The 24,173-nt window shown below is 71.9% G+C and carries 19 protein-coding genes; 4 read left to right on the top strand and 15 right to left on the bottom strand.

Translation table 11 applies throughout. The features are described from left to right. Positions 1-199 precede the first annotated feature (199 nt). The 5 genes from LO772_RS23895 to LO772_RS23875 form a co-directional block, all read right to left on the bottom strand. Positions 200-1,078: a hypothetical protein gene (locus tag LO772_RS23895; protein ID WP_231774079.1), complete on the bottom strand. Its 879-nt coding sequence runs from the start codon at positions 1,076-1,078 to the stop codon at positions 200-202. Between the two features lie 239 nt (positions 1,079-1,317). After that, complete coding sequence (locus LO772_RS23890; protein ID WP_231774078.1) at positions 1,318-3,006, bottom strand: ribonuclease J; 1,689 nt, start codon at positions 3,004-3,006, stop codon at positions 1,318-1,320. 100 nt (positions 3,007-3,106) lie between these two features. Beyond that, positions 3,107-4,006, bottom strand: a complete 900-nt coding sequence (gene dapA, locus LO772_RS23885) for a 4-hydroxy-tetrahydrodipicolinate synthase (RefSeq protein WP_231774077.1) — start codon at positions 4,004-4,006, stop codon at positions 3,107-3,109. A gap of 331 nt (positions 4,007-4,337) precedes the next feature. Beyond that, entirely contained in the window at positions 4,338-5,075 is a 738-nt protein-coding gene (thyX, locus tag LO772_RS23880; protein WP_231774076.1) for an FAD-dependent thymidylate synthase, read from the bottom strand. 138 nt (positions 5,076-5,213) lie between these two features. Then, positions 5,214-5,819 (bottom strand): hypothetical protein, encoded by a 606-nt coding sequence (locus LO772_RS23875; protein ID WP_231774075.1) that lies wholly within the window; start codon positions 5,817-5,819, stop codon positions 5,214-5,216. A gap of 159 nt (positions 5,820-5,978) precedes the next feature. On the opposite strand from LO772_RS23875, the gene LO772_RS23870 reads away from it, so the two are divergent. After that, positions 5,979-6,512: a GNAT family N-acetyltransferase gene (locus tag LO772_RS23870; RefSeq protein ID WP_231774074.1), complete on the top strand. Its 534-nt coding sequence runs from the start codon at positions 5,979-5,981 to the stop codon at positions 6,510-6,512. Between the two features lie 3 nt (positions 6,513-6,515). On the opposite strand, the gene LO772_RS23865 is transcribed toward LO772_RS23870, so the two are convergent. The 6 genes from LO772_RS23865 to eccD all read right to left on the bottom strand — a co-directional run bounded on the left by LO772_RS23865 (position 6,516) and on the right by eccD (position 13,702). Next, a complete protein-coding gene (locus LO772_RS23865; protein ID WP_231774073.1) occupies positions 6,516-6,965 on the bottom strand; it encodes a hypothetical protein in 450 nt (149 codons plus the stop codon). 23 nt (positions 6,966-6,988) lie between these two features. Continuing rightward, positions 6,989-7,741 (bottom strand): 4-hydroxy-tetrahydrodipicolinate reductase, encoded by a 753-nt coding sequence (gene dapB / locus LO772_RS23860; RefSeq protein ID WP_231774072.1) that lies wholly within the window; start codon positions 7,739-7,741, stop codon positions 6,989-6,991. A gap of 55 nt (positions 7,742-7,796) precedes the next feature. Further along, entirely contained in the window at positions 7,797-9,155 is a 1,359-nt protein-coding gene (locus tag LO772_RS23855; RefSeq protein ID WP_231774071.1) for a M16 family metallopeptidase, read from the bottom strand. Further along, positions 9,152-11,350 (bottom strand): polyribonucleotide nucleotidyltransferase, encoded by a 2,199-nt coding sequence (locus tag LO772_RS23850; RefSeq protein WP_231779693.1) that lies wholly within the window; start codon positions 11,348-11,350, stop codon positions 9,152-9,154. Before LO772_RS23850 ends, LO772_RS23855 begins: the two co-directional genes overlap by 4 nt. A gap of 449 nt (positions 11,351-11,799) precedes the next feature. Beyond that, positions 11,800-12,087, bottom strand: a complete 288-nt coding sequence (gene rpsO / locus LO772_RS23845; RefSeq protein ID WP_231774070.1) for a 30S ribosomal protein S15 — start codon at positions 12,085-12,087, stop codon at positions 11,800-11,802. A gap of 169 nt (positions 12,088-12,256) precedes the next feature. After that, entirely contained in the window at positions 12,257-13,702 is a 1,446-nt protein-coding gene (gene eccD, locus LO772_RS23840; RefSeq protein ID WP_231774069.1) for a type VII secretion integral membrane protein EccD, read from the bottom strand. Between the two features lie 371 nt (positions 13,703-14,073). Between eccD and eccCa the strand changes: the two genes are divergently transcribed. Then, positions 14,074-18,057, top strand: a complete 3,984-nt coding sequence (eccCa, locus tag LO772_RS23835) for a type VII secretion protein EccCa (RefSeq protein ID WP_231774068.1) — start codon at positions 14,074-14,076, stop codon at positions 18,055-18,057. Positions 18,058-18,279: 222 nt separating this feature from the next. Here eccCa and mycP read toward each other — a convergent pair whose 3' ends face one another. The 4 genes from mycP to eccB all read right to left on the bottom strand — a co-directional run bounded on the left by mycP (position 18,280) and on the right by eccB (position 21,969). Then, positions 18,280-19,515, bottom strand: a complete 1,236-nt coding sequence (gene mycP / locus LO772_RS23830) for a type VII secretion-associated serine protease mycosin (protein ID WP_231774067.1) — start codon at positions 19,513-19,515, stop codon at positions 18,280-18,282. A gap of 186 nt (positions 19,516-19,701) precedes the next feature. Continuing rightward, positions 19,702-19,992 carry a WXG100 family type VII secretion target gene (locus LO772_RS23825; RefSeq protein ID WP_231774066.1) on the bottom strand — a complete coding sequence of 97 codons (291 nt, stop codon included), beginning with the start codon at positions 19,990-19,992 and terminating at the stop codon, positions 19,702-19,704. A 41-nt stretch (positions 19,993-20,033) separates the two neighbouring features. Further along, positions 20,034-20,351, bottom strand: coding sequence for a WXG100 family type VII secretion target (locus tag LO772_RS23820; protein ID WP_231774065.1), 318 nt, complete (start codon positions 20,349-20,351; stop codon positions 20,034-20,036). A 118-nt stretch (positions 20,352-20,469) separates the two neighbouring features. Continuing rightward, the gene (gene eccB, locus LO772_RS23815) at positions 20,470-21,969 is read right to left on the bottom strand and encodes a type VII secretion protein EccB (RefSeq protein WP_231774064.1); all 1,500 of its coding nucleotides are present in this window, start codon (positions 21,967-21,969) and stop codon (positions 20,470-20,472) included. A gap of 127 nt (positions 21,970-22,096) precedes the next feature. On the opposite strand from eccB, the gene eccE reads away from it, so the two are divergent. After that, positions 22,097-23,407, top strand: a complete 1,311-nt coding sequence (gene eccE, locus LO772_RS23810) for a type VII secretion protein EccE (protein WP_231774063.1) — start codon at positions 22,097-22,099, stop codon at positions 23,405-23,407. Then, positions 23,404-24,102 (top strand): hypothetical protein, encoded by a 699-nt coding sequence (locus LO772_RS23805; RefSeq protein ID WP_231774062.1) that lies wholly within the window; start codon positions 23,404-23,406, stop codon positions 24,100-24,102. Before eccE ends, LO772_RS23805 begins: the two co-directional genes overlap by 4 nt. The last annotated feature ends 71 nt before the right edge of the window (positions 24,103-24,173 follow it).

Below are 24,173 nucleotides of genomic sequence, written 5' to 3'. Positions count from 1 at the left end.
CCCGGCCGCTGAGCGGTCGGCGTGCCCTCGGGGACGCGTCCGGGCGGCCGTGGGCCCGGGGTGCCCCGGCGCTCGAAGCGCTCCGCGCCCGCGACGTTCGGGCCGCACTGCTTCTCCCTCTCCGGCAGGGGTGTCCGACGCGACCTCCCGACACGTCGGACACCCGCCTGCGCGCACGATCGCGCCATCGCCCGGCTCCTCACGCCGCCCGCGCGCCGGCGTCGGCCGCCGCGCGCAGTTCGCGGAGAATCCGTGCCACGACGGCGTCGCGGTCGTGCGTCGGCACGCCGGGGTCGCATTCGACGACGCGCCACGCCTGGCCCGCCACGTGGCGCCGGCGCACGCGGATCGCCGGCGGGGCGTCGTCGCTCCCCGCAGGCCGGGCGCATGCCTCCGCACGGTCGCCCCGCGGGGCCGTGACATCGACCCCCAGCCGAAGCAACGGCCAGGCCAGCCCGAAGCGATGCACGGACCGCCCCGCCGCCGACGTCACCCGCCACCCCGGCTCCGGCGGCGGCGCCCCCGCACCGCTCAGGGCGTACCGCAGGCGGCTTTCGTCGGCGCCCGCGCTGCGCCCGTCGGCGAGCCGCACCGCGTGCGCCAGCCCGCGCACCCCCGCGTATCCCGCGAACCTCACCATCGCGCCCACGAGTTGACTTCGCGTCACGAGGCGCAGGCGCAGGAACGCGTCCAGGATCACGACCGCGTCCTCGCCGCCCGCGGAGCGGCCGACATCCGCGGCCGTGCGCTGCGGGGTCGTCGCGGTGAGCCCGGCGACGGTGGTGATGTCGCCCTTCTCCAACGTCCAGCTCCGGCCGAGGCATCCGGAGCGGCGGGGCGGTGTCGTGATCGTCGGCACGACGAACTCGACGGGGAGCGGGCGGCCGTCGGCTCCGGTGTCGCCCGCGGCGGTGACTCCCCACAGCCAGGCGGCGGTTCGGCCGCAGATGACGGCATCGGGGACCACCGCGGCGACGGCTCGCGCGCGCACGGTCGGCGAGTCGGGCACGTGGGTGCCGATGTAGACGCCCTGGAGGACACGGCGTACTTCGCCGTCGCGCAGCCAACGCCGGATCACCGCGAGGGTGTATCCCCGCTCGGCGGCGGAGGCTGCTGTGAAAGGACCGGAAAGGAAAGCCGTCTGGCTTGGTTCGCACCGCATGCCGTCAGTGTGGGGCGCGACACGGAAACCGTGTCGGCGGTTATCCACAGGCACACCCCTGCGGTGTGTTCATCACACCGCGGCCCGCACCGGAGAACCGGCGCGGGCCCGATCGCACACCTTGGCCCCGGGGCCTCGGCCCCGGATCTCCCCCGTCAGACCTCGACGACGACCGGCAGGATCATCGGCCGCCGCCGGAACGTGTCGCTGACCCACTTCCCGACGACGCGGCGCACCTGCTGCTGCAGCTGATACGGCTCGGCGACCCCGTCCGCCGCCGCGCGCGTGAGTACTTCCTCGATGCGCGGGATGACGTCGTCGAACCTCGCGTCGTCGATTCCGGACCCCCGCGCGGTGACCTGCGGCCCGCCGACGACCTTGCCCGTCGACGAGTCGACGACCAGGAAGACCGACACGAAGCCTTCGTCACCGAGAATGCGCCGGTCCTTGAGCGACGACTCGGTGACGTCGCCGACCGACAGGCCGTCCACGTACACGTACCCGGCCTGCACCTTGCCCGAGACGCGCGCGACACCGTCGACCAGGTCGACCACGACGCCGTCCTCGGCGATCACGATGCGGTCCTTGCGCACGCCCGTCTTCTGCGCGAGCTCGGCCGCCGCCCGCAGGTGCCGCCACTCACCGTGGACCGGCATGAAGTTGCGGGGCTTGGCGATGTTGAAGAAATACAGCAGCTCGCCCGCCGACGCGTGGCCGGACACGTGCACCTTGGCGTTGCCCTTGTGCACGACGTTGGCGCCCCAGCGCGTCAGCCCGTTGATCACCCGGAAGACCGCGGTCTCGTTCCCGGGGATCAGCGACGACGCGAGCACCACCGTGTCCCCCTCGACGATGCGGATCTGCTGGTGGTCGCGGTTCGCCATCCGGGACAGGGCGGCCATCGGCTCCCCCTGCGACCCCGTGCACACGAGCACGACCTCGTCCGGGCGCAGGTCGTCGAGCGTCTTGACGTCGACGATGAGGCCCGCGGGCACCTTGAGGTAGCCGAGGTCGCGCGCGACCCCCATGTTGCGGACCATCGAGCGCCCGATGAAGGCGACTTTGCGCTCGTACGCGTACGCCGTGTCCAGCACCTGCTGGATGCGGTGCACGTGGCTGGCGAAACTGGCCACGATGATGCGCTGGTCGGCATCCGCGAACACCCGGTCGAGTACGCCCGCGATATCGCGCTCGGGCGGGATGAACCCGGGGACCTCGGCATTCGTCGAATCGGCCAGCAGCAGGTCGATGCCCTCCTCACCCAGACGGGCGAAGGCCGGCAGGTCGGTCAGCCGCCCGTCCAGCGGCAGCTGGTCCATCTTGAAGTCGCCGGTGTGGACGACGAGCCCGGCCGGCGTCCGGATCGCCATCGCGAGCGCGTCCGGAATCGAGTGGTTGACCGCGATGAACTCGCAGTCGAAGGGCCCCAGGCGCTCGCGGTCGCCCTCGGAGACCTCGAGCGTGTAGGGGCGGATGCGGTGCTCGTTGAGCTTGGCCTCGATCAGCGCCAGGGTCAGCTTCGACCCGATCAGCGGAATGTCGGCCTTTTCCCGCAACAGGTAGGGCACGGCACCGATATGGTCCTCGTGCGCGTGGGTCAGCACGATCGCTTCGATGTCGTCCAGCCGGTCCCGGATCGCGGTGAAGTCCGGCAGGATCAGGTCGACACCGGGCTGCTCCTCCTCGGGGAACAGCACCCCGCAGTCGACGATCAGAAGCCGCCCGGCGTACTCGAAGACGGTCATGTTCCGGCCGATCTCGCCGAGACCGCCCAGAGGGATGACGCGCAGTCCGCCCTCGGGGAGTTCCGGGGGAGGTCCGAGTTCCGGATGCGGATGACTCAAGTTCTCTCCTCGCCACGCGGGCGCGCCCGATCAGATCGGGCGGCCCGCGCAAGTGATGCGTTCAAACCCGGACGAGAAGTACTCTCACCCGGGCACTTTCCTACAGCTGTACCCCACCCGCCGCGAGATCCTGCGTCAGCTGATCGATCTGCTCGCGGGTCGCCTCGACCAGCGGCAGTCGCAGCGTGCCCGTGATCAGGCCCTGCGCGGCCAGGGCGGCCTTGCTCAAAATCACACCCTGGGTGCGGAAGATTCCCGTGTAGACCGGCAGCAGACCCTGGTGGATCTCGCGTGCCTTGGCGACATCGCCGGTCAGATACGCGTCCACCATCGCGCGCAGCTCCGGCGCCACGACGTGCCCGACGACGCTCACGAAGCCGACCGCACCGACCGAGAGCAGCGGCAGATTGAGGATGTCGTCACCGCAGTAGACCGCCAGGCCCGTGCGCGCGAGCACCCACGACGCCGCGCTGAGGTCGCCCTTCGCGTCCTTGTTCGCCACGATCCTCGGGTGCTCGGCCAGCCGGACGATCGTCTCCGTCTCCAGCGGCACACCCGTGCGCGCCGGGATGTCGTACAGCATGATCGGCAGCCCGGTCGCGTCCGCGACCGTGACCGTGTGCCGGTACAGCCCCTCCTGCGGGGGCTTGCTGTAGTACGGCGTCACCATGAGCAGCCCGTGTGCTCCGGCCTCTTCCGCGTCGCGCGCCAGTTCGATACTGCGCGCGGTGTCGTTGCTCCCGGCTCCCGCGACCACGAAGGCGCGCTCGCCCACGGCCTCCACCACGGCTCGTACCAGCGCGGCTTTCTCCGCGCCGCTGGTGGTGGGCGACTCGCCCGTGGTGCCGTTGAGAACCAGGCCGTCGTTGCCGGCGTCGACGAGATGCACGGCCAGGCGCTGAGCGGCGTCCAGGTCGAGCGAGCCTTCGGCGGTGAACGGCGTCACCATGGCGGTGAGAACCCTGCCGAAAGGGGTCTGAGAGGTGGAGGTCGGAGCCATGCCCCAAACGGTACCGGGCGCGGCGCCAACAGGGCTGTAGCGGCCCATATTCCGGTCCCCACCAGCGGCTCCGGCTCGGCGTCCGGCCCCGCGCGTGGCCCCATCGCACCGGCACCGCGCCCCGGAGACGCGAAGGGACCCCGGCGCTGCCTGCTCGGGGGTTCAAGCAGCGCCGAGGTCCTTTTCAGTATCAGGCACATGCGCGAAGAATGCCGGGTAGTGACGCGAAAAAATCCGCATGTCACCCTTTGTGCCGATTTAACCGCGCATAGCGTTCGATTGGGGCCTACGCTGCGCCCCGATCAGGCGGAGCGAGGCACCACACGGCGCCTCAGGGGGCGACCCGCCCGTTCGCATTGAACGCGGCGTACGTCAGCGGCATGAGCTCCGCCCAGGCCGCCTCCATCTTCTCCGCGACCATCTCGATCTCCCGCTGCGGGAACGACGGATACGCCGCGTCGTCGTGGCGCGTCCGCAACCCCAGGAAGTGCATCAGTGACCGGGCGTTGCAGGTCGCGTACATCGACGAGTACAACCCCACCGGCAGCACCGTCCGCGCGACCTCCCGGGCGACGCCCTCCGCCAGCATCTCCCGGTAGGCCCGGTACGCCTGCCCGTACGCCTCCCGGGCGGCCTCCCCCACCACCTTGTGCTGCTCCGCCGTCCCCGGCACGAATTCGTACGCCCCCGGCTTGCCCCGCTGCACCAGCCTGCGCTCCTCGGCCGGCACATAGAACACCGGCTGCAGCTCGCGGTAGCGGCCGGACTCCTCGTTGTACGACCACCCGACCCGGTGCCGGTGGAACTCCCGGAACACGAAGATCGGCGCACTGACGAAGAACGTCATCGAGTTGTGCTCGAACGGGCTGCCGTGCTTGTCGCGCATCAAGTAGTTGATGAGCCCCTTGGACCGCTCCGGGTCCTTCCCCAGCTCGTCGAGCGACTTCTCCCCCGCGGTCGACACCCTGGCGGCCCACAGGACGTCCTGGTCGCCGGCGCTGTGCTTCACCAACTCCACGGTCACATCACTGCGAAAACGAACCTCGGACTCACGAACCGCATCTGCCACGCCAGTTACCCCTCAGCCGACCCTCACCGACAACGCGAACCCGACCAGCCTCGGATCCACCCGCCCCACTGTAGTCACGGTTCCGATCTCGGCCGCCCCCCGCTGAGCGGACAACCGCCGTTCCGGATTCAACCGCGGTCAGGATCGACGGCCCTCGAACCCGAAACGCTCGGAGTTGTACTCGATGTAGCCCGTGACCTGCTCCGGAAGGCCCGACGCCGGCGGTGTGAAATACCGGGGAGACTGGCCCGACTGACCAGGCGCGATCGGTTCACTGTCGCCCACGGTGCGCCCTCCGGGAACGCAGCGCCCGTTCCGCCCGTCCGGACACACCGTCAGCTCCAACGTGATGCTGTAAGGCCGCAGCTTGCCGCCACTTCCGTTGACAATACGCACGTCAACAACCGCGCGTGGCTCCCCCGAGGCGGCGCTGGTGTCATCACCGACCCGGGCGATCCACACCTGGGTTCCGTCCCGGAAGCGCACAGGAGTCTCCGCCCCGACCAGCACCTTGGGCTTTTCCGTGGCGGTGGACGGCGGTGCGGGAACCCCGGGCGACGGCAGGGCGTCCGCTCCGGAAGGATTCGGCGCTTGCGCCGCATTCGTGCCCTTGTCCGTCGGCCCCGCAGTGGCCGCTGCCGGTTGTTTGGGGGCGTCTTTGATGGTGGGGCCCAGGGCGCAGCCTGTGGTTGCCAGTAGTAGCGCCGCGCAGGTGGTGAGGGTGCGCCACTTCCGGGGGGGCATGGGGCGGTCCTTTCGGTGGGGGGACGCGTTGGGGACAGGGTGGCACGGGGCGTGGGGTCGGCGCTTCGGTGTTCGGAGGTTGGGGGGCGCGTGTCGATTCGCGGACGTGGGAGGGGTGTTCGCGGCAGAATCCGCAGGGCGTCGTTGGAAGGAGTCGGCATGGCGGATGTGAGTGTGCGGACCGCACGGGCGGCGGATGGTCCCGCGTTGGGGATGGTCCAGTCGACCGCGTGGCGGAAGGCGTACGAGGGTGTGCTGCCGGAGGCGGCGCTGGAGCCGTTCGATCCGGAGGTTCTGGCCGCGGGGTGGGGGCACGCGGCGGAGCATCCGCCGACGGCGCTGCACCGGGTGCTGGTGGCGTGCGCGGGTGAGGAGCCCGCCGGGTTCGCGGCGGTCGTTCCGGCGCAGGACCCCGATCTCGGCGCAGGGGTCGCCGAGTTGAGCATTCTGGTGGTCGCGCCCGACGAGCAGCGCGGGGGGCACGGGTCGCGGTTGCTGGCGGCCGCGGTGGAGCACGCGCGGGAGCAGGGGGTCTCCGCGATGGTGATGTGGGTGCTGGAGCCGGACGCGCCGCTGCGGGGGTTTCTGGAGGCCGCCGGGTGGGCGCTCGACGGGGCTCGGCGGGAGTTGGAGGTGGACGAGCGCGGGGCCGAGCGGGTCAGCGAGTGGCGCCTGCACACGGACGTGACGTGACGGTCAGCCGCTCCGCTCGGCTCGGTGGAGCTTGATGGCCTTGAGCATGGCCTTGCGCCCCCGGGCGTTGTCGCGGGCGTCGGAGTAGGCGACGGCGAGGCGGTACCAGACGCGCCAGTTGTCGGGGTCGGCCTCGGTCTCGGCCTTGCGCTTGGCGAAGGCCTCGTCGGCCCCGTTGCGATCGATGCGGCCGTCGGGGGTGCGTTCGAGGTTGTCGAGGGGCAGCTCGCCCTCGGCCTCGAGTTCCCGCGCGAGCTGCTGCATGGTGAAGCCGAAGCGCAACTCGCGCCAGATGTACCAGACGCCCACCGCGGGGATCGCCAGGACGGCGACCCCGAGGAGGACGACGGTGGGGCGGCCGTCCTTGACGGCGATGACGCCGCGGCTGCCGACGAGCAGGACGTAGAAGACCAGGACCCCGATGAGGACCAGGGCGGTGACGCGTTGTTTCACGGGCGTGTCAGTCCTCACGTCCCCTAGTCCAGGTCCAGGAAGTGCTCCAGGCCCAGTGTGAGACCGGGTACGGAGCCCACCCGGCGGACGCCCAGGATGACGCCCGGCATGAAGGAGGTGCGCTCGAACGAGTCGTGGCGGATGGTCAGCATCTCGCCCGCGTCGCCGAGCAGGACCTCCTGGTGGGCGACGAGTCCGCGCAGGCGCACGGCGTGCACGGGGATGCCGTCGACCTTCGCGCCGCGGGCCCCGTCGGGGTCGTCGGACGTGGCGTCCGGGACCGGCGGGAGATCCGCGGCGCGGCGTGCCTCGGCGACGAGCTCGGCGGTGCGCCGGGCGGTGCCGCTGGGCGCGTCGATCTTGTTCGGGTGGTGCAGCTCGACGATCTCGACGGACTCGTAGAACCGCGCGGCCTTCGCGGCGAACTGCATCATCAGCACGGCGCCGATGCCGAAGTTCGGGGCGATGAGGACGCCGACGGACGGGTTCTCGGCGAGCCGCGCGCGCACCGCCTCCAGGCGGTCCGGCGTGAAGCCGCTCGTGCCGACGACGGCGTGGATGCCGTTGCGGACGCAGTAGTCCAGGTTGTCCATGACGACACCCGGATGGGTGAAGTCGACGGCGACCTGGGTGCCCGCCTCGGCCAGGGTGTCGAGGGCGTCGCCCAGGTCGACGCGTGCGACCAGTTCGAGTCCGTCGGCCGCTTCCACGGCCGCGCACGCCTCGGCGCCCATTCGGCCCTTCGCCCCGATCACGGCGACCCGCAGCGCGGTCATGTGCTTGGCTCCTCGTATGTGCTGTACGGCGCGCGCCCGGGGGCGTCGCGGAGGGTCAGGACACCGCCGCGGCGAACGCGTCCGGGTCGGGGAACGGCCCGACGAGGGCAAGCGTAGGACGTGACCCGAGGACGTCCCGCGCCACCTCCCGGACTTGCTCGCCGGTGACCGCTGCGATGATCGCGAGCTGGTCGTCGACCGAGAGGTGCTCGCCGTGCACGAGTTCGCTTTTGCCGATGCGGCTCATCCGCGACCCGGAGTCCTCCAGGCCGAGCACGAGCGACCCGTGCAACTGGCCGATCGCCCGGCGCAGTTCCTCTTCGGTGATGCCGTCCGCGACCACTTTGTCGAGTTCGCCGCGCACGATGCGCAGCACCTCGTGGACCTTGCCGGGGAGGCAGCCCGCGTACACGCCGAACATGCCGAGGTCGGCGTGGCCGGACGTGTACGAGTAGACGGAGTAGGCGAGCCCGCGCTTCTCGCGGATCTCCTGGAACAGGCGCGAACTCATGCCGCCGCCGAGCGCGGCGTTGAGCACCGCGAGCGCGAAGCGGCGGTCGTCGGCGCGGGAGACGCCCGGCATGCCCAGTATCAGGTGGGCCTGCTCGGTGGGGCGTTCGAGGACGCGGATGTTGCCGCCGCCGCGCACCGTCCGCACGCCGCCGCGCGGGGGTGTCGGTGTCGCGTCGGCGTCGACCGGGACGTCCGCGAAGGCGTTCTTGACCAACCGGACCACTTTGCCGTGGTCGACGTTGCCGGCCGCGGTGACCACCATGTTCGGCGGCCGGTAGCGGCGGCGGTAGTAGCCGGCGATCTGCGGGCGGGTGAGGGCGTTGACGGAGTCGACGGTGCCGAGGACCGGGCGGCCGAGGGGCATGTCGCCGAGCAGCGCCGCGGCGAACAGCTCGTGGACGAGGTCGCCGGGGTCGTCCTCGTTCATGGCGATCTCTTCGAGGACGACACCGCGCTCGCTCTCGACGTCCTCGGCGCGGATGAGCGAGGCGGTCACCATGTCGGAGACCACGTCGATGGCCAGCGGCAGGTCGGTGTCGAGCACGCGCGCGTAGTAGCACGTGTACTCCTTGGCGGTGAACGCGTTCATCTCGCCGCCGACCGCGTCGAGCGCGGCGGAGATCTCCAGGGCGTCGCGCTTGGCGGTGCCCTTGAAGAGCAGGTGCTCCAGGTAGTGCGTGGCTCCGGCGAGCGCGGGGGTCTCGTCGCGTGATCCGACGCCGACCCAGATGCCGAAGGTCGCCGAGCGCACACCGGGCATCGCCTCGGTCACGATGCGGAGCCCGCCGGGGAGCACGGTGCGGCGGACGACTCCGCCGTCGTCGCCCTTGAGCAGGGTTTTGGTGGAGCCCGGCCGCTGCACGAAGGCGGCGGCCGGGCTCCTGTCAGCCGTGTTGGTCACTTCTCGGCGTCGTCTCCGGACTCTTCCTCGCCCTCGACGACCGGGACGAGCGAGAGCTTGCCGCGCTGGTCGATCTCGGCGATCTCGACCTGGACCTTGTCGCCGACCTTGACGACGTCCTCGACGTTCTCGACACGCTTGCCGCCGGCCATCTTGCGCAGCTGCGAGACGTGCAGCAGGCCGTCCTTGCCCGGCATGAGCGACACGAACGCGCCGAACGTCGTGGTCTTGACGACGGTGCCGAGGTAGCGCTCGCCGACCTCGGGCATCTGCGGGTTCGCGATCTGGTTGATCACGTTCCGCGCGGCCTCGGCGGACGGGCCGTCGACGGCACCGATGTAGATCGTGCCGTCGTCCTCGATCGTGATGTCGGCGCCGGTGTCGTCCTGGATCTGGTTGATCATCTTGCCCTTCGGGCCGATGACCTCGCCGATCTTCTCGACCGGGATCTTCACCGTGATGATCCGCGGGGCGTACTGCGACATCTCGTCCGGCGTGTCGATGGCCTCCATCATCACGTCGAGGATGTGCAGGCGCGCGTCCTTGGCCTGCTTGAGCGCGGCGGCGAGCACCGAGGCGGGGATGCCGTCGAGCTTGGTGTCGAGCTGCAGCGCGGTGACGAACTGCTTCGTGCCGGCGACCTTGAAGTCCATGTCGCCGTACGCGTCCTCGGCACCGAGGATGTCGGTCAGCGTCACGTACTCGGTCTTGCCGTCGACCTCGTCCGAGATCAGGCCCATCGCGATGCCCGCGACCGGGGCGCGCAGCGGCACACCGGCGTTGAGCAGCGACATCGTGGACGCGCAGACCGAGCCCATCGAGGTCGAGCCGTTCGAGCCGAGGGCCTCGGAGACCTGGCGGATCGCGTACGGGAACTCCTCGCGCGACGGCAGCACCGGCAGCAGGGCGCGCTCGGCGAGCGCGCCGTGGCCGATCTCGCGGCGCTTCGGGGATCCGACGCGGCCGGTCTCGCCGACCGAGTACGGCGGGAAGTTGTAGTTGTGCATGTAGCGCTTGCGCGTCTCGGGGTTGAGCGTGTCGATCATCTGCTCCATGCGGAGCATGTTGAGCGTGGTGACGCCGAGGATCTGCGTCTCCCCGCGCTCGAACAGCGCCGAGCCGTGCACGCGCGGCACGACCTCGACCTCGGCCGAGAGCGTGCGGATGTCGGTGAGCCCGCGGCCGTCGATGCGGACCTTGTCGCGCAGGACGCGCTGCCGGACGAGCTTCTTGGTCAGCGCGCGGAACGCCCCGCCGATCTCCTTCTCGCGGCCCTCGAACTGCGGCAGCAGCTTCTCGGCGGCGAGGTCCTTGACGCGGTCCAGCTCGCTCTCGCGGGCCTGCTTGCCGCCGATGGTGAGCGCGGCGGCCAGCTCGTCGGTGACGGACGCGGCCAGCGCCTCGTACACGTCCTCCTGGTAGTCGAGGAAGACGGGGTACTCGGCGGTCTCCTTGGCGGCCTGCTCGGCGACCCGGGCCTGGGCCGCGCACAGGGTCTTGACGAACGGCTTGGCCGCTTCCAGGCCCTCGGAGACGATCTCCTCGGTCGGTGCGACGGCACCGCCCTTGATCAGCTCGGTCGTGGTGGTCGTCGCCTCGGCCTCGACCATCATGATCGCCACGTCGCCGTCGGGCAGCACGCGCCCGGCGACGACCATGTCGAAGACGGCGCGCTCCAGCTCGCTGTGGGTGGGGAACGCCACCCACTGGCCGTCGATCAGTGCGACGCGGACGGCGCCGATCGGGCCGGAGAACGGCAGCCCGGCCAGCTGCGTCGACATCGAGGCCGCGTTGATGGCGACGACGTCGTAGAGGTGGTCGGGGTTGAGCGCCATGACCGTCGCGACGATCTGGATCTCGTTGCGCAGGCCCTTCGCGAAGGAGGGGCGCAGCGGGCGGTCGATCAGGCGGCAGGTGAGGATGGCGTCCTCGGACGGCCGGCCCTCACGGCGGAAGAACGAGCCGGGGATCTTGCCGGCCGCGTACATGCGCTCCTCGACGTCCACCGTGAGGGGGAAGAAGTCGAGCTGGTCCTTCGGGCGCTTCGACACGGTCGTGGCCGACAGCACCATGGTGTCGTCGTCCAGGTAGGCCACCGCGGACCCCGCCGCCTGGCGGGCCAGGCGGCCGGTCTCGAAGCGGATAGTACGGGTGCCGAAGCCGCCGTTGTCGATCACGGCCTCGGCGAATGTCATGTCGGTACCCTCCACGGGGCACCCTCCTCGTCGCGTCAAGGGAGTGCGCGCCGTGCGCGACGACGAGTGGGCTCCGGCCGGGCCGGTCTTCGATCGAAGCCACCGGGTCGGTTCCGGCCGGACGGCCGGGCCCCGGGGGCCACTACCGAGGACCGGCGCCTTGGGCCGACGCCTGTGCCGCGATGCGGCACTCCCGGTGTTCGTACTGATGAATCCGGTGGAACCGGTGAACCCGGCGGGGTCCGGAGAACTCGCCGCGTTCGGTGGAACTGTCGAACCGGTGTGCGGTTCGGGTGGAGCCGTCGCCGGTTCGGCGGGGCTTTCCGACCCGGATGGCGCCGTGTCACACACGGCGCCCCTGGGCACAGCCTACAAAAACCGCGGCCGAAAACCGCGTCGTGATACGGCGAAGGAGCGGCTTGGTGCAAGCCGCTCCTTCGCTGTGGTGTTTAGCGAACGCCCGTCGAACCGGCGCGGATCCCGAGGCGCGCGATCAGCGAGCGGTAGCGCTCGATGTCGACCTTGGCCAGGTACTTCAGGAGGCGGCGGCGCTGACCGACGAGCAGCAGCAGGCCGCGGCGGCTGTGGTGGTCGTGCTTGTGCTGCTTCAGGTGCTCGGTGAGGTCGTTGATGCGGCGGGAAAGCAGCGCGATCTGGACCTCGGGGGAGCCGGTGTCGCCTTCCTTGGTGGCGTACTCGGCCATGATGCTCTTCTTCGTTGCGGCGTCCAGCGACACTGCTGCTCCATTCGAGTGAAAAGTTGAGCGCCCCCGGTCTGCTTCACGGGGGAACTTCGGTGGCTCATGCGCGCCGCCCGGCTTCTTCGGGCAGCACACACACCGGACCCTGAGGTCCGGTGGGGAACACCACATTAGCAGGACGCGGAGCCACCCAGTCGCCGCTGTCTCATCCGGTGATGTTGCGGAGCGTGCCGTAAACACCGAGAACCGCGAGGCACAGCGGGATCACCGCCGTCAGCAGCATGCCTTCCAGGATGTCCATCGCACGGCCCCAGAACGGCGACAGCCCCCGCGCCGGGACGGTGACCGCGATCAGGCCCGGCACCGCGCCCATCGCCGCGATCAGGCCGAAGAGCCAGGCCTGCCGCTCGGTGTCGGTGGCCTGCGGGATCAGGCCGGCGAACAGGAAGGCCAGCGACAGCGCGCCCGCGGCGAGCAGGAGGACCACCTGGGCGGTGTGCCGGAAGAGCCGCGCGCGCGTCAGCAGCGCGATGCCGAGGGACGCCGTGAGCACCTGCGACCACACCGAGGACGAGTGCCCCAGCAGCAGCGCGGACGCGGCGACGACGACCGCGCAGGCTCCCACGAGGCCGGTGAGCGTCTGGTGGCCGGCCCGCGCGCGGGCCGCGAGCGCTTCGTGGTCGACCGGGTCGTCGGCCGCGGCCCGCGCGGCGGGAGGCGCGTCGGGCGGGAGGAAGCCGATGGGCAGCCGCGCCAGGCGCACCGACCAGGACGGCAGGAACCCGACGGCGGCGAGGCCGGCGATGCCGGAGACCGCCGCGGCGTCGCGGGGGGACGCGTCGGCGGCGATCAGACCGAAGGCCGTGAGCATGCCCGCGGCACCCGCCCCGACGCCCGCGACGTACGTGGCCTTGCGGGTGGGCACCAGCACGGCGATCAGCGCGGCGGCGACCATGACCGCGGCGCACGCGGCGACGAACTGCACGCGGCCGGGGCCCTCGCCCGCTTCGGGGCGGATCGCGCCGAGGCCCGCGTAGAAGGCGTTGGGCAGCGCCGCGAGGCCCAGGACGGCGGCGGCGTCCGCGTCGTCGTACACCCGGGCGCGCGCTCCCGCGACCGCGGCCGACACCAGTGCCAGCGCGGCGGCGAGGAGGCCCGCGACGGAATGGGGCTCGGCGGTACGCCACAGCGCGACGGGCGCCAGGCTCAGGAACACCGCGGCACCCGCCAGGCCGGCGCGGCGCAGGAGCTCGGGCGACCACAGCCGGTGGTCGGCGGTGACGGACGAGGCCACCGCGTCGGCGACGTCGTCGTACACGGGCGCGGGCGCGGCGTCGGCGAGGGCGGTGAAGCGCAGCAGGGCGCCGTCGTGGACGGCCTGCGCGCTCAGTGCCCGGGCGCTGTCCAGGACGCTGCCGTCGACCCGCGCCAAGTGGAACCCCGTGGGCGCGCCGGAGGCCTGCGTACGACCGGTCAGTCGCAGGATCTCGGGATACAGGTCGGCGAGCGGGACGTCCTCGGGCAACGCGACGTCGACGCGGCAGTCCGGGGCGACGACGGTGACCCGGACGAGCCCGGTGCCGACGGTGACGGCGGACGGTGCGGCGACCGGGCTTCCGACCGCGCCGACGGTGCCAACTGCTGAACTCACCCGGCTGCTCCCCCGCTTCCGGTGCCGACTGGGCCGCCGAGCGCGATCGACACGACGCCCGGGGCGGCTGACGACGCACTTTAACGGACCGTCGCGGCGCTTCGCGTGGCCGGAGCCCGTTGTCCACAGGCCCGTGGTGCGGGGCGCCCGTTGTCCACAGCGGCAGGCGCACGGCCTGTGGCACCGGATCGCCGACCAGTAGTATCGGCCATCGCCTCGCGGCTTCCCTTTCGGGAGGTTCGCCGGGCTTCACGGCGACGACCCTGACGGGGTGGGTTGGTCCCAGCTCGATCCTCCGTGTCCGGTTCCGCCGCGTCACGCGCCGGTCGCCCGGCGCCTTCGACACACGCGTGGATGGGGGATGGTGCCGCGTGACCGTCGTCATCGTCAGACGGCCGCCGAGGGTGCTGCCGTCGGAGGTTCCCTCCGACGAGGTGGTCCTGGAACCACCGCCGGAGCTGGAGCGCCCGCAGGACCAGGGCTGGATGAACAGCCTGCTGCCGATGACGACCATGCTCGGCTCGGCCGGCTTCCTCTTCATGCCGGGTGCGAACAAGATGATGTTCGTCATGGGCGGCATGATGATGGTCTCGTCGCTCGGCATGGTCGTCGCCAGTGTGGTCCGCGCGCGGCGCGGCAATACCCCCGCGATGCTCGACGCACGACGCGACTACCTGCGCTACCTCGACCAGCAGCGCGGTCGGGTGCGGCGTACGGCGCGCCGGCAGCGCGGTGCGCAGTTGTACACGCATCCCGCCCCCGAGCAGCTGTGGTCGGTCGTGGCCGGTGGCCGCAGGCTGTGGGAACGCCGGGCGAGCGACCCGGACTTCGCGCAGATCAGGCTCGGCACGGGCCGTCAGCGCCTCGCGACGCCGCTGGTCGCGCCGACGACGGCACCCCTCGACGACCTGGAGCCGCTGTGCGCGGAGGCGATGCGGCGGTTCCTGTCGACCCACGCGATGTTGGACGACCTGCCGATGGCCGTGTCGCTGCGCTCGTTCTACCACCTGACCGTCTCAGGTGACCCGGAGACCGTGCACGGGGTGACGCGCGCCATGATCGCGCAGTTGGTCGCGCTGCACTCCCCCGACGACGTCGTCCTGGCCGCCGCGGTGCACCCGTCGCACGACGCGCGCTGGGACTGGATCAAGTGGCTGCCGCACGCGCAGCACCCCACGGAAGCGGACGGCGCGGGGCCGCGCCGCATGATCGTCGACGATCTCGGCGAGGTGGAACGGCTGTTGGGCGACCACATCGCGAACCGGCCCCGTTTCGCCCCCTCGGGAGCACCGGTCCTCGACCGGCCGCACGTGGTCGTGGTGCTGGACGGCGCGACGGTGCCGGCGGGGTCCGTGCTGGCCGGCTCCGAAGGGCTCCAGGGCGTCACGTTGATCGAGGTCGTCCCGGGGCCGCTCGACGAACTGCGCGGCGGCCTCGCGATCGTGGCGGAATCCGAGCGGCTCGTGCTGGAGTCGCCGTCCGGCACCGCGTACGAGGGGAAAGCGGACGTCCTGCGGCCCCACGACGCGGAGGCGCTCGCCCGCGGGCTCGCCCCGCTGCGCCTGTCCAGCTCGGACGGCGACGAACCGCTCCTGGCGAACCTGGACTTCACCGAGCTGATGGGCGTCGGCGACGCCGCCGCGGTCGACGTGACGCGGACCTGGCGCCCGCGGGCCCCGCACGACCGCCTGCGGGTGCCGATCGGGGTGGGCGAGGGCGGCGAGCCGGTGTATGTGGACCTCAAGGAGTCCGCTCTCGAGGGCATGGGGCCGCACGGGCTGTGCGTGGGGGCGACCGGCTCGGGCAAGTCGGAGCTGCTGCGCACGCTGGTGCTCGGGCTGGCGATGACGCACAGCTCGGAGATCCTCAACTTCGTGCTCGCCGACTTCAAGGGCGGTGCGACGTTCTCCGGGATGTCCGAGATGCCGCACGTGGCCGCGGTGATCACGAACCTCGCCGACGACCTGACGCTCGTGGACCGGATGCGCGACGCGATCACGGGTGAGCTGACACGACGTCAGGAGCTGCTCAGGGCCGCCGGGAACTACGCCGGCATCCACGACTACGAGCGCGCGCGGACCGCGGGAGCGCCCCTGGAGCCGCTGCCGTCGCTCGTGATCATCATCGACGAGTTCAGCGAACTCCTCACCGCCAAACCCGATTTCATCGATATGTTCATCCAGATAGGGCGGATCGGGCGATCGCTGGGCGTGCACCTGCTGCTGGCGTCGCAGCGCCTGGAGGAAGGGCGGCTCCGGGGCCTGGACACGTACCTGTCGTACCGCATCGGCCTGCGGACGTTCTCGGCGGCCGAGTCACGGGCCGTGCTCGGGGTGCCGGACGCGTACCAGCTGCCGCCGGTGCCGGGCTCCGGCCTGCTGAAGTTCGACACGGAATCGATGTCGCGGTTCAAGGCCGCCTACGTCTCGGGCCCCTACCGCAGCGCCGACCACGGCACCCACCGCGCGGGCGGCGCGCCGCGGCCGGTGTTGTTCTCGAACGCCTGGACGCCGCAGGCGGCTTTCGTCCCCGCGCAGTCCTCCGCCCCGGCGCCCTCCGGCGACCCGGGCGGCGGCGGGCCGGGAACCGCCGATCCGCGCGCGCCGCGGGCGCCGAGCGACACGGTGCTGGACGTGATCGTCCGACGCATGGCCGGGCAGGGCCCGCCCGCACACCGGGTCTGGTTGCCGCCGTTGGCCGAATCGCCGTCGCTGGACGCGCTGTTCGCGTCCCTCGCGCCCCTCGTCGTGACGCCGGACCGCGGGCTGGCCGCCGCCGGCTGGCCCGCGGCCGGACGCCTCGGCGCCCCGCTGGGCATCATCGACAAGCCGTTCGAGCAGCGCCGCGACCTGTTGCACGTCGATCTGTCGGGCGCGGCCGGGCACGTACTGATCGTCGGCGGCCCGCGCAGCGGGAAGAGCGCGCTCGCGCGCACCCTCGTCACCGCACTCGCGATGACCCACACACCGGCCGAAACCCAGTTCTACTGCCTCGACTTCGGGGGCGGAGGCCTCGCGGCGCTCGACGGGCTGCCGCATGTCGGCGGTGTCGCGGGCCGCCTCGACGCGGAGATGGTGCGCCGGATCGTCAGCGAGGTCGCGGGCATCGTCGACCAGCGCGAGCAACTGTTCGGCGCGCAGGGGATCGACTCGATCACCACATACAGGCAGTGGCGCGCCCGGGGCCGGCTCCCCGGCGAGGCGTGGGGAGACGTCTTCCTGGTGATCGACGGATGGACGACGGTCAAGAACGACTTCGAAGCCCTCGAACCGATGATCACCGAGATCGCGACGCGCGGCCTCGGCTACGGCGTGCACGTCGTCGTCACCGCGGGACGCTGGGCGGAGCTGCGCCCGGCCCTCAAGGACCAGTTGCAGACGCGGCTCGAACTGCGCCTCGGCGAACCGATGGAGTCCGAGGTCGACCGGCGCATCGCGGTGAACGTCCCCGCGAACGCGCCGGGGCGCGGCCTGTCCCCCGACGGGCTCCACTTCCTCGCCGCCCTGCCGCGGATCGACGGTTCCGGCGGCACGGCGGACCTCGCGGACGGCACCGCCGACCTGGTGGCCCGGGCCCAGGCCGCGTGGTCGGGCGACCCGGCACCGCGCGTGCGCATGCTGCCGCGGCTGCTGCCGTACGAGAATCTGCCGGCGCCCGCCGCCGGGCACGGCATCCCGATCGGCATCGACGAAACGGCGCTGGCACCGGTGTTCGTGGACTTCGCCGCCGACCCGAGCCTGGTCGTGTTCGGTGAGTCGGAATCCGGCAAGAGCGCGTTCCTGCGGGCGATCGCGCGGGGGATCAGCGAGCGGTACACCCCCGCCGAGGCCCGTGTCATCGCGGTCGACTACCGCCGTTCCCTGCTCGGCGCGGTGCCCGAAACGCACCTGCTGCACTACGTCGCCGCCGGGCCGGCCCTCGGCCCGGCGGTCGAGCAGGTGTGCGATTCGCTGAGCCGCCGCATCCCCGGGCCCGACGTGACGCAGGAGCAACTGCGCAACCGCAGTTGGTGGTCCGCGCCGGACGTGTACTTCCTCATCGACGACTACGACCTGGTCGTGTCCTCGGCCGGAAATCCGCTCAGCCCGCTGCTGGAGTACATCCCGCTCGCGCGCGACGTCGGCCTGCACCTGGTCATCGCGCGGAGTTCGGGCGGCGCGTCGCGGGCGATCTACGAACCCGTCCTGCAGAAGCTCCTGGACCTGGGGACGGGCGGGCTGCTGTTCTCCGGGAACCGCGAGGAGGGCCCGCTCCTCGGCAATACCCGCCCCACCCGCCTTCCCCCCGGCCGCGCCCAGCTCATCTCGCGCCGCCGACCCCACCAGATGATCCAGACGCCCTGGCTGCCGCTCTGAGTCGGACGAACGCCACACACCACGCAAGGGCCCGGTCGGGACGGACGACGGGGAGGGGCGGCCGGGCCTGCGGTGGGGTGCGTTGTCGAGGGCGGGGGGTGTGGCGCGACACGGCCACGGCCTCCGTGGCATCCGAAGGCGCCGACGTGTCCGCCACGCGGCCCTCACCGAGCCCACCTCGGCGGCCGAGCCGGGCTCCCGCGTCACCGAAGCAGATGGCACCTATCGGTGGGTTCGCCTGCGGGCGTCGCGGAGGACTATGGCGGTGGTGGTGAGCAGGAGCAGCGCGGCGAGGGCGGTGCCGGTGACGAGGGTGGCGGTCTGGCGGTCGCGGTCGTTTCGGGTGGGGCCGAAGGTGAGCGGGGCGACGTGGACGGGCGGCGCCTGGGCGGGCAGGACGCCCGTCTCGACGGGGACGGCGCCCGGAACACCCGCGAAGGTCACGGCCTTGAGCGGGTCGACGACGCCCCAACCGGAGCCCTCGAGTTCGCCGGTCTGGCCACGCTGGGCGGTCTGCTGGATCACGGTGATGACCTGTCGCGCCGTCCAGTCCGGGTGCACGGCCCGCACGAGCGCGGCGACGCCGGCGGCGTACGGGGACGCGTACGACGTCCCGTCCCCGGGGCAGTGCCCGCCCCGGGGCACCGTGGACCACATGTCGACGCCCGGCGCGAGCACACCGACGTACGGCTTCTTCTGGGAGAACGGTGTGCGGTCGTTGTTGCGGTCGGACGCGCCCACCGCGAGGACCCCGTCGTATTTCGCGGGGTACGTGTCGAAGTTGTCCTTGTCGCCGGAGTTGCCCGCGGCGGCGACGACCACGATGTCCTTGACGTCGATCGCGTAGCGGATCGCGCTCTCCAGCGCGGGGCCGGGCGCGGCGCCCTCGGGACCGCTCGTCTCCTGCGAGATGTTGATGACGTCGGCGCCGTGCTCGACCGCGTAGGAGACGGCGCGCGTGAGCGTGTCGACGTTGCCCTTCTGGGTGTCGGTGCCGCCGTTCTGACGGATCGACAGGATCGCGGCGTCGGGCGCCAGTCCCACGAAGCCGGTATCGGCGTCCTGCCGCGCGGCGATGATGCCGGCCGCCATCGTGCCGTGGCCGTTCTCGTCGACCAGGCCCAGCGTGCCGGGCGCGAAGTCGTCGGCCCCCTGCGTGCCGAGGGCCGGTGTCAGTTGCTTGTTCGTCGCGTCGACGCCGGAGTCGATCACCGCGACGGTGACGCCCTTGCCGGTCGATTTCGACCAGACCTGGTCCAACATGACGCGTTGCAGGGCCCAAGGCCTGCCCTTGAGCGGCGGCGCCGGGAACCGGCAGTCGCCTTCCGCGGCAAGCCGCGGTTCAGCCGGTGCGTCGGCGCGGGTGCCGGCCGACGCGGGCACGCCGACGGGAGCGAGCAGGAGGACGAGGGCGCCGAGCAGCGCGCCGGCGGCCTTCCGGCGTGAGGCAGATGCCACGGTCGTGGGGTCCTTCGGACGAGAGCGATCCCGCACCGCCTCGCGTCGCGCGCGTGCGGGCGTGGGACGGCCGGTGCCGTGACCGGGAAGGTTCGCCGGTTCTCGGCATGCCGAGAACGCACGCCGGACCCGGTGCCGGGCGGACACGGTCGGAACCGGTGCGCCTTTCCGGTCACAACACCCGCGTCACGTCCACATCTTGGCGTTGCTCGTCTCGGTCTGCTGGTACAGCTCGGCCGTCTTCGTCAGGGTGCTCGCGACCTGCTCCAGCAGGTTGCACAGCTCGCTCTGCGCGGCGGTCCACTTGGCCTGCCGGACCTGGTAGTCCGCCGCGGCCTGGCCTTCCCAACCGGCGGCAACCGCGTCGATCTGGCGCTTCAGCTCGTCGAGCCGGCCCCGGATGTCGCCGTTGATACCGCGGATCTGCTGAGCCGTCTGATGGATGACGTCAAATGTGACAACAATGGGCGCGCCCATGATGAAACTCCCCGTAGATGACGATTGATCCCGGTACGGCGTCAGCCGAGCGCCGCGGTGATCGTGCTGATCTGCTGCTTGTTCGCGGCCTCGGTGTCGGCGTAGTTGACCGCGCCCTTGCCCATGAGCACGCCGATGTCGTCCAACTGCCGGTTGAGCTGCACCAGCAGCGTGTTCACCCGGGCCTGCAGGGCGTCGAAGGCGGCGAACGCCTCGCCCTGCCACCCCGCCTGGACGGCGTCGACGAGGCCGTTGAAGCGTGTGATGTTGCCGCCGATCGCGGCCTGCTCGGCGTCGATCTTCTGGGCCAGCCCCTGAAGTTGCTCCGTCGTGGCCTTGAACGAGCCCGCACCTGACATGATCCACCATCCCCCATGTGTGACCGTTGGTCATGCGACTCTAACGCGTGGACCGCCGTGCGTCCCAGTCACACCAGCCGTCCGGTTACCCGATTTCGGTGTGAATTCCCGTACGGCATCAGGAAATCTGCGGCTTCTCCGCATCCGCCGTGCTGAGCCGTACGCCGACCGGCATGAGCGTCGTCCACGACCTCGGCACGGGTGTCGGCTCCACACCCTGGTAGCCCAGGCGGATCTTGGCCTCGCTGTCCTCCTCGGGCGGCTTCGCACCGCCGCCGGACGGCGGGTCGTTCACGATGTGGTAGCGCAGCCCCGAGTCCGTGACCAGGAAGATCGGGCCCGTGCGGTCGTCGGCTCCGCCGGTCACCTCGCGGACCACCGCGCCCGCGCCGGGCTCGACGTACACGTCGCCCGTGCCCGGCACCAGTTCCCGGGGCGGCGCGGTCCACGCCGACTGCCGAATCTGCGGCACCCCGCCGGCGTAGGTTCCGGTGTACGTGTTGCACAGCGTCGTACGCCCCTCCCCCACATCGAGCTCGACCCGGTTCACCGCCTGCGGCACCAGCTCGGGCCACGCCTTGTCCGCACCCCACAGCGCACCCGCGCGGATCGTGTCGCCCAGGTCGCTGACCGCCACCGGGAAGGCCACGGCCGGGCGGTCCTTGTAGACCTTGACGCGCGCGTCCGGGCGGCTCCGGATCAGGGTCGCCACCAAGCGGCTCACGGGCGCGACGGCGTCCCGGGTCACCAGGTAGAACCGGTCGCTGTCCTGCGCCTTCAGCACCGTGCCCACGACGCCGTACTCGTCCGGGATGTTCGCCGTCGTCCGCTCGCCGTAGCCGTCGACCACCGGGAAGTCGAGTTCGGTGCCGGGCTCCAGGGTGTCCAGCCACTCCTTCGAGACCGGTTGCGGTTGCACGACGTCCAAGGCCAGGGCGTTGCGCACGAGTTCGTTGTTGACCGGGTATTTGCGCCCGTCCTGGACGATGAACCACCCGGTGCCCTCCTCCGGCTTCGGTGCCGGCCACTGCTGGGACACGTACAGCGCCTGATCGCCCGTCAGTTCACCGAACTCGGGGCGCACGCCCAGGAAAAGGCTGCGCTGCGGCGCGACCGTGAGGTCCGGCCTGTTGCCCGCGGTCACCGCCGGGCGCTCGCAGACCGTCCAGGACTTGGCCTTCCTGACGTCCTTGGCGGTCGGCAGCCGGTCGGGGGCCGTCGGGATGCCCAGCGGCGCGCCCCGGACCTCCTTGTTGATCACCTTCTCGGGCACCAGGTTGACCTTGAACTTGCCCGGGTCGAGCAAAAGGCGGCCCGAGGCGATGTTCAGCACCGGGTGGAGCTTGCCGTCGATGTAGACGTAGCGGCTCGCCGAATCGCGCCCGACGATGAGGCTGCCCTTGTTCTTCCACCCGGGCGGCACGCCCGGCCTGACCAGGCCGTAGACGCCGAAACCGGTGAGGATCAGGGCCCCGATCACGATGCCGGGCACCAGGGCGCGGAACGGTTTCGGCGCCTTCTCCTCCGCCCCGCCGCCCGGTTCGGGCTGGAGGAAGCCGGCCACCATGCGGCGGCGCGCGAAGGTGTACGCCTCCAGTTGTTCGCGACGCGATGCCATCGTTCTCCCCGTTTTCGACGATCGGCGAGCGCCACCGTACCCTCTTCCCGAGCGCGCCAACGAGCTCGTACCGTACGGTGTTTCGGATCACGACCGGCACGCCGTCGTACTCGGGGGGATGGACCAGGTGGCAGTTTCCGCGCCTCCGCGCCCACGCCGCGGGGGCACGCCCGCACCGGGCGCCGCCGCGGCGGGCCCGGCCGCCGGGACCTCCGCGACACCGCGGGTGCAGCCGCGCCCCGGCCGCATGGGCGCGGTGCTCGTGCAGCACCTCGTGGTGGCCGAAATCGCGGTGCTGCTGGTGGTGTTGCCCCTGGCCACGCGCCGCGCGCTCGTGGTTCCCGGGGCGATCGCGGCCGCCGTGCTGGTCACCGCCGTGGTGGCGCGGTTCCGTGGCCGGAGGCTCGCGCTGTGGCCCGGCATCATCCTGGGATTCCGCCGACGGCGCCGAGCCGCCGCGGCGGCTTCGCACGCGGGCGGGAGTGGCCCGACGGACGGCGTCGAGGCCGACCTCGCGCCGATCCGCGAGTGTGTCCCGGGGCTTCGGGTCGGCGTGCTGACCGACCGGTCGCACCGGGCGGTGGGCTTCGCCGGCGACGGGACGTTCCTGACCGCGGTGCTGCTTGTCGAGGCGCCCGACGACCCTCTGCGCTCGGACCGCGCGCGCAGGCCGCTGCCACTGTCGGCGATCGCGGACGCGCTGCGCGTGGACGACGTCGTGGTGGCCTCGGCGCAGATCGTGCAGCACACCCGCCCCGCGCCCGCACCGCACCTGCCGACGGAGGCGATCGCCGCTCGCTCCTACCGGGAACTGCGCGATCGTGAGGGCATCGACGCACCCGCGATACGGCAGACCTGGATCGCGCTGCGCCTGGACGCCGACCGCTGCGAGCCCGCCGTCGCCGCCCGGGGCGGCGGCGTCGAGGGTGCGCAACGGGCCTTGCTGCGGGCCCTCAACCAGCTCGCGGCGTCGCTGGGGGCGCGCGGTCTCGCGTGCGGCCCGCTTGACGAACAGGCCTTGGTACAGGCGCTGTTCACGGCGAGCGGCGGCAGTCCGGCGGCACGCCGTACGGCCGGGAGCGGGCCGCGGACCGCCGAGACGCGGCACGCGTGGCGCTGTGACGACCGCTGGCACACGACGTACTGGATCGCGCGGTGGCCCCGGCTGTCGGCGGCGTCGACCCCGGACCTCGTCGGGGCGCTGACCGGAACGGCGGGGCCCGCGACGACGTTCTCGCTCACCGCGCAGACGGGCGGCGGTGGTTCGGTGGCCCTGACCGGCCATGTCCGTGTGTCGGCGCGTTCCGCCGACGAACTCGACGAGGCGGCGGCCCTGCTGGAGGCGCGGGCCCGGCAACTGCGGGTCGGCCTGGTCCGCCTCGACTGGGAGCAGCGTCCCGCGCTGATGGCGACGCTCCCGCTGGGAGGGCACGCGTGATCGGGGGCCTGCGGCTACGCGGGCCGCTGCTGGAGCGGCACGCCCTCACGGTGGAGCACCTGGGCGCGCTCACCCTGCCGGTGAGCGACGACGGCATCGTGATCGGGCACGACCAGGAGCGCACGCCCGCCGTTCTGGGGCTGTTCCGACCGGAGCCGTACGAAATCTCGTTCGTGGGCGGTGCGTACCTCGTCCAGGTGATCGCCCTGCGCGCCGCCGCGATCGGCGCCCGCGTCGCCATCGAATCCGGACGCCCGCACCTGTGGACGGCCATGGCCCAGCAGGCGGGCGGCGGCCAGCCGTGCGTCACCGTGCACCCCGTGGGGCGGCTCGGCCCGCAGGGGCCGTCCGCGGCGAGCCCGGTGCTCGTGGTGCGCGACTGCGGCGCCCGGCCGCCCCGCAACCGGCTGGCCGCGACGCCGTGGCAGACGACGCTGACGCTGTTGCCGTTCCTCGACCCGGCGTCGGCCGGACGCCTGGCCGACGCCGACCTCGTCGGCCTCCAACGCATCTCGCCGCCGGAGGCCGAGGCCGCCGCCCGGGTGCTCGACCTCGACGATCCGGACGCCGACGCGCTGCCGTCCCTGGCCGACGAACTCACGTTGTGGTGCACGCGGCGTTCCCGCCGGTACGTTCTGCTGACACCGACTCAGGTCGAATCGGCGTTCCTGGGCCCGCCTCGGCGCCTGGACTGAACTCCCGCCCCTCGGATCGCACACCCGCTCGAAACCGCCGCCCTCCGACCCGTGCCCCGGAAACCCGCGTG

Source organism: Yinghuangia sp. ASG 101 (assembly GCF_021165735.1).
Classification (GTDB): domain Bacteria; phylum Actinomycetota; class Actinomycetes; order Streptomycetales; family Streptomycetaceae; genus Yinghuangia.
The sequence above is the reverse complement of the archived record's forward strand: the minus strand, read 5'-3'. Positions and strand labels throughout refer to the sequence as shown.

Excerpts from the sequence above, each read along its gene's own strand:
- dapA (WP_231774077.1), bottom strand. The coding sequence starts at position 4,006 with ATGGCTCCGACCTCCACCTCTCAGACCCCTTTCGGCAGGGTTCTCACC.
- LO772_RS23875 (WP_231774075.1), bottom strand. The coding sequence starts at position 5,819 with ATGCCCCCCCGGAAGTGGCGCACCCTCACCACCTGCGCGGCGCTACTA.
- LO772_RS23870 (WP_231774074.1), top strand. The coding sequence starts at position 5,979 with ATGGCGGATGTGAGTGTGCGGACCGCACGGGCGGCGGATGGTCCCGCG.
- dapB (WP_231774072.1), bottom strand. The coding sequence starts at position 7,741 with ATGACCGCGCTGCGGGTCGCCGTGATCGGGGCGAAGGGCCGAATGGGC.
- LO772_RS23850 (WP_231779693.1), bottom strand. The coding sequence starts at position 11,350 with ATGACATTCGCCGAGGCCGTGATCGACAACGGCGGCTTCGGCACCCGT.
- LO772_RS23825 (WP_231774066.1), bottom strand. The coding sequence starts at position 19,992 with ATGGGCGCGCCCATTGTTGTCACATTTGACGTCATCCATCAGACGGCT.
- LO772_RS23820 (WP_231774065.1), bottom strand. The coding sequence starts at position 20,351 with ATGTCAGGTGCGGGCTCGTTCAAGGCCACGACGGAGCAACTTCAGGGG.
- eccB (WP_231774064.1), bottom strand. The coding sequence starts at position 21,969 with ATGGCATCGCGTCGCGAACAACTGGAGGCGTACACCTTCGCGCGCCGC.